The 5,498-nt window shown below is 70.3% G+C and carries 5 protein-coding genes; 1 reads left to right on the plus strand and 4 read right to left on the minus strand.

Annotated features, from left to right (window positions below):
• Positions 1-344: 344 nt before the first annotated feature.
• Positions 345-1,961, minus strand: a complete 1,617-nt coding sequence (locus tag ACFWIC_RS40510) for a NaeI family type II restriction endonuclease (RefSeq protein ID WP_380522152.1) — start codon at positions 1,959-1,961, stop codon at positions 345-347.
• 182 nt (positions 1,962-2,143) lie between these two features.
• On the opposite strand from ACFWIC_RS40510, the gene ACFWIC_RS40515 reads away from it, so the two are divergent.
• Complete coding sequence (locus ACFWIC_RS40515; protein ID WP_380522155.1) at positions 2,144-2,416, plus strand: hypothetical protein; 273 nt, start codon at positions 2,144-2,146, stop codon at positions 2,414-2,416.
• A gap of 324 nt (positions 2,417-2,740) precedes the next feature.
• Here the strand turns inward: ACFWIC_RS40515 and ACFWIC_RS40520 are convergent, their stop codons facing one another.
• Genes ACFWIC_RS40520 through ACFWIC_RS40530 form a run of 3 tightly spaced genes read right to left on the minus strand, consistent with a single transcriptional unit; the run spans position 2,741 to position 5,375 of the window.
• Positions 2,741-3,775 carry a UDP-N-acetylmuramate dehydrogenase gene (locus ACFWIC_RS40520; RefSeq protein WP_380522158.1) on the minus strand — a complete coding sequence of 345 codons (1,035 nt, stop codon included), beginning with the start codon at positions 3,773-3,775 and terminating at the stop codon, positions 2,741-2,743.
• 8 nt (positions 3,776-3,783) lie between these two features.
• Positions 3,784-4,827: a serine hydrolase domain-containing protein gene (locus ACFWIC_RS40525; protein WP_329884983.1), complete on the minus strand. Its 1,044-nt coding sequence runs from the start codon at positions 4,825-4,827 to the stop codon at positions 3,784-3,786.
• A complete protein-coding gene (locus ACFWIC_RS40530) occupies positions 4,824-5,375 on the minus strand; it encodes a hypothetical protein (protein ID WP_380522161.1) in 552 nt (183 codons plus the stop codon). Before ACFWIC_RS40530 ends, ACFWIC_RS40525 begins: the two co-directional genes overlap by 4 nt.
• Between the last annotated feature and the right edge of the window lie 123 nt (positions 5,376-5,498).

Here is a 5,498-nt window from a genome sequence, read left to right on the forward strand (position 1 = left end):
GTTCACACCCGTCCTGACCTGCGGCGGAGTGTGCCGCAGGTCAGGACGGGTGTGAACCCGGGCGGACGAGGGTGAACGAGACCAAAACTGAGACCAGGCGAATGGCTGCGGCAGCCCATGGCGGCCGAGGGCCTACTTCGGAAGGCTGCCAGCGAGCCACCCATCCACCGCCGAGAGTGCACGGGCGTCCTGGGGCCAGAGATTCGTTTTGGTGATTGACCCACGAGGCGCGCCCCGGCCTCGGCACCTGTACAGCTGCCCGCACGTGAAGTCGGCTCGACTGGTTTCTCATGCGCTACCGCTCGGTAGACGCGGGACCTCACCAGGGAAACCAAGCGCCGCGGTTAGGGCAGCGGAGTCTCAGGATCCTTGGGGCGGGCCTTTCGCCACGAGGTCCCGTCGAGGTCGATGACTGGTCCAGGTTCATCGTTGGCGGGCACCAGCCGGAGGCCGACCCACTCACCCGGGCCGGGTTCGGGGGCGCCCAGCCCGGTGAGTGCTGCCCGGTCCCCGAGGTGGCCGCCAACCACCAGGATGCCTTCGCGGCGTAGGCGGGGCAGTGTGTCGCGCAGTCGCCGCAGGGGATCCGGCGCGCGGCACACGGTGGCCAGGTCGCTCCGGGTCAACCGCCTACCCTGAACCCGCCGGAACAGCTCGGTCAGCCGCCGCGTCCCGCTGTCCTGTCCGAGAATGGCATCCCGGTCCGCCTCGGTGAGTTGCTGCAGGACACCCGTGCGCAGGTTCCCGTCCAGCCGGATCCAGCGGATTGCCTCGCGGCCCTCGCGAGTAAGCGCGGACTTGAGGTCCCGGTTGGACGAATGCCTCAGATACTCGGGGCGGATTCGGACGACGCCGTAGCTGTACTTTCCGGTTCGGTCGTCTGCCTCGGCGACGACGCAGAGTTCTCCCATGAGCTCGGGTCCGAAGAGCCACATGCCTCTCCGCAGGAGCGTCCACTTTAGGTCGAAGCTGATCCCGTCCAGGCTGAGGTCGAGGTGTCCGGTGCCTTCCGTCAGGTCGAACGCCTGTTGCGTCAGCCGCCGTACGGTCGAGCCGAACAGCACCTTCTCGGCCTTCTCCAACTGCGCCCACTCGTAGCGGCCGGTTCGACCGCCGTCCAGGAGGTAGTCGCCAGCGCTCTCGATCACTGCGGCCATCCGTGAGCCGGTCGGATCTCGCAGGGTCAACTCCATTACAAGTTTTTCGAGTTCGGTGTCGGCAGGGTTCGGGATCTCGATCTCGAAGAGGGCCTCGGTGTCGCCGCCGGCGTCCGGCCGGGCGCCGACGGGCGCCGACGGGGCGACGCGGTCGTCGGTTACGTCTGGTTCGTCCACCCCATCCGGCGTCGGAGTGTTCGGCGACCAGTCCCAGGGAGAGGCAGTCACCCAGTCCCGCAGCTGGGCCGTCTCAGCCCGGGCTGCCTGAGCCTCGGCCAGGGCTTCGTCACTGTTCGCGGCGATGTACTGGATCCTTTCCAGCATCTCGCCGAGCACGTCGTTCCTGACCACCGCTCCACTGCCGCCTCCCAGCGCCAGCGAGGAGAGCAGCCGCCTGGTCACCTCCACCTCGGCCGTCAGATGCAGGTTCTCTTGGTGCTTCTTCTGCAGTTCCGTCCGCAGGCGCTGAATCTCGGTGATCCGGTGGTCGTCCTTCGGCTCCCGGCCCGGCTCGGTTCGGGAGCCGTCCATCTCCTCACGGGCGAGGGCATAGAACTCCCGCACGCGCTTGCGGGCGGCCTGCCGATCGCCCCGTGTCGCGTGAACGCAGACATCGGCCACCGCCTCCGCCAGACGCGGCTTCGCGTGCAGGTTCGTTCCACGGAGGAGCCGGTGCAGCGTCTGCTCCGCAGGAGGGTCTACCGGCTCGTTGCGCATGGCCTCGGCAAGACGACGGCGGAGCTCTGCCACGTTCAAGCCAGCGTTGTCGCGCAGATCGCGCAAGTACAGGACGAGCAGGTTCATAGAGGCACAGGCCCCGAGCGGGTCCCCCTGGCGGCGCCCACTGCGGATCCGCTCCGGTGTCACCCAGGGCCTCCAAGATCTCTTAGTAGTTCACCTATTCTATCCGAGAGAATGAGGGAGAATGGCAAACTGCCTGAACCCTCGTGTGACGGTTGGGGCCGACTCCCACGAGAGGTAGCAGAATGACCCAACGCCCGTCCCCCCGCCGCACACTGATCGACCTGATCGCTTTTCTCGCCGTGCTTGCAACCGGGATCATCCTGGTCGCGCTGAAAGCCACGGGGATGACGGTCGTCATGGTCGCCGGTGCGCTCTCCACTCTCTACGCTGCGTGGACGGTGAGCAGCCGACGGAAGCACTCTCCGGACCGGCTCGACGCCGGGGAAGCCAATAGGCTTCCCGGGGCCTCGTCCTCGGCGGGCGGTGAACACGACTCTTCGCCCTTTCCCGGGTGAACACTGGTGGACTGCCACTCGGGATGCGCCGCCCCCGCCTCCTGCGGTGCGGCGCAGCATCTCCGCCCCGCAGCGGCCAGTGTGCCGACCTGTCACGTTCCGGGCCTCGTGCTCCCGCTGCGGGGTCGCGGCTGGCACTGCCGGTGACGACCGCCGCCCGTAATCACGAACCAAGACCCGCTGTTGGAGCCGAACCCGCCCGCCGAGTCACAGCCCCCGGCAGCCTGACTTACAGCAGAGCAGGTTGCTGGTCGGTTGCCGAACGCGGCTGGACGCGGCTGGACGGGGGTGAACGAGACCACCGCTGAGACCAGAGGGTGGGCCCTACGGCCAGGTGCCGACCCGCGCCGGCTCGGAGTCGAGCCTAATGCTGGTGGCTCGCTCGACCTGCCGGACGAGGTCGGTGAGGGCCTGGACGAAGCCGATGGCGGTTGCACTGTTGTGGGCGGTGAGGGTGAGGGTGCGGCGTTCCGAGCATCGGACGCCGTCGGCGATCTTCTTGCCAGGTCGGTAGCCGACGTGTTCGAGGAGCCATCCGGCGCTGGCCCGCAGCTGGCCGTCGCTGTCGGTGTGGACGGGGCAGTCCGCCGCCGACCAGCGGGCGGCCTGGGCGGCGGTGACGAGCGGGTTGAGGAACACGGAGCCGGCTTGGCGTGCGTCGGGGCCGTGGGGGTCGAGGAGGAGGCCGCGGCGGTGCCGGTTGGCGAGGACGGCGGCGGTGACCTCGCTGACCGGCGGCCTGGCTCCGGGCTGGACGCCGAGTTCCTCGGCGAGCGGCTGGTAGGAGATGGGTGCGGCCGGGGAGTGGGTCAGGCGGAAGGTGACGGTGAGGATGGTCCAGCGGCCTGGGTCGTGCTTGAAGCGGCTGTCGCGGTGGCGGAGTCGGCACGCCTGGGCGGGCAGGGTCCGCAGTCGGCCCATGTCCCAGTCCCAGGCGGTCAGGTGGTCCAGGGTGTCGCCGACCTGCTGGCCGTAGGCACCGGCGTTCTGGACCGGGGCGGCACCGACGGTGCCGGGTATGCCGGCCAGGCACTCGATCCCGGACAGGTGTTCGGCGGCGGCCCAGGCGGTGAGGTCGGTGAGCGGGTGGCCGGCCAGCACGGATACCAGGACAGTGTTGTCGTCATGCCGCTTCGCGGTGATGCCCCGGGTGTTCATGACGGCGACGGTGCCCGGGTGCCCGGTGTCGGACGCGACGACGTTGCTGCCGTGGCCCAGGGTGAGGGGGCTGTACTCCTCCCGGCGGCCGACGGTGTGCACCAGCTCCTGCCAGTCGTCGTGGTCGGAGACGTAGAGCGGCTCGCCGACCGGGCCGCCGAGCCGCAGGGTGGTGAGGGAAGCGAGCGTGAGGTGGGGCACGGAGCCTCCTACGGTTCGTCGGTGATCGCCTTGAGTGCCAGGGCCCGCAGCGGCGCGAGGCGGGTGCGGTTGTCCTGGTGGTGGTAGACGGCGTTGGTGCAGATGGCCAGGTAACGTCCGGTGGCCGGGGCGAGGTAGAGGCTCGTGCCGGTGAAGCCGTGGTGGTAGGCCACCCGGCCGCCGTCGGCGAGGATCCAGGCCAGGCCCCGGTGGAGGCCGGGTTCGATCCCGGCGAGCGGCTGGAGGCTGTCGGCCAGCCAGCGGCCCAGGTCCCCGCCGTTCGCGTGCGAGGACAGCAGCGCGGCGGCGAAGGCGGAGAGGTCAGCCGGGGTGGTGAACACCCCGGCGTGGCCAGCGACTCCGCCGAGCAGGGCGGCGTTGTCGTCGTGCGGCAAGCCCCAGAGGCGAGGGCCGCCCGGCAGCCGCTGCTCGGTCGGCGCGACCCGCGCGGAGCGGGTGAGCGGCCCGTAGGCGGTGGCGGTCATTCCGAGGCTCTGCCACAGGTCGGCTGCCAGCTCGTCCAGGCGGTGGCCCCGGGTGTGGGCGAGGGCCAGTCCGAGGAGGATGAAGCCGCGGTTGATATAGCGGTGGCCGGCTCCGGGTTCGGTGATCAGGTCTTCGCCACAGATCAGTTCGGCCAGTGGCTCGGTGCGGCCCCGGTACCGGTCGAGGCGGGTGTCGGCGCGCAGGCCGGAGGTGTGGGAGAGGATCTGGCGGGCCGTGACTCGGCCGCCGGGTGCCTCGGCCGGGACGTCGGGCAGCAGCTCGCGGACCGGGGTGTCCAGGGTGAAGGACTCGTTGATGGAGGTGCCGACCAGCGGCCAGGTGGCGAGCACCTTCGTCAGGGACGCCACGTCGTACACCGTGTCCGGCCCTGGCCGGGCATCGCCGCACTCGGGGGCGACGATGCCGGAGGCCAGGAATCCGGGCTCGGCGTCGAACGTGCCGTGGGCGATGACGCCGCCGGGAACAGTCCCGTCGGCGGTCAGCAGCTCCAGGCACTCGCGCAGGTCGACGAGTGCGTTCGGGCTCCACGGCACGGTGAGGGTCACGACTGCTCCTGGTTGATCGTCAGGTCGGCACCGAGCGCGGCCAACTTCGGCAGCAGGCTGCCGTATCCGCGCCGCAGGTGGTACATCCCTCGGATCGTAGAGGTGCCCTGGGCCGCCAGGGCGGCGATCACGAGGGCGGTCGCCGCACGGATGTCCTCGCCGGCCAAGTCGGCGGCGGCGAGCGGGGACCGGCCCCGGACGGTGATCACCGAGCCGGTCGCGTTGACGGTGGCGCCGAACGCCTTGAGGGCGGGCAGGTGGGTGTCGCGCTGGGTGTAGACCCGCTCCTCGATCCGGGAGGCGCCCTCGGCCTGGGTGAGGAAGGCGGTCAGCTGGGGCTGCACGTCGGTCGGGAAGCCGGGGTGCGGGCCGGTGGCCGTCTGCACCGCCTGCGGTCCGGCCGGGACGCTGACGGTGGTCCCGCCGTCCACCGGGTCGAGCCGGATACCGGCATCGGCGAACACCGACACCAGGCCGTCCGGGAAGGCGGCGGCGGGGAAGCCGTCCAGGCTGTCCTGATACGAGGTCGCCGCCACCAGGTCTGCCAACCCTACGGTGAACGCCGAAGGCCCCGACCGCTGCTTGGGTTCTAGCGGTCCTCGCAACACCCGCGATCGGTGGGAGTTGCGAGGACCGTGGCCGTTGGACGCGATGATCTTTCGGGGTTGAGG

Origin of the sequence: Kitasatospora sp. NPDC127035 (genome assembly GCF_042726075.1) — a bacterium.
In the GTDB taxonomy this organism is placed as follows: domain Bacteria; phylum Actinomycetota; class Actinomycetes; order Streptomycetales; family Streptomycetaceae; genus Kitasatospora.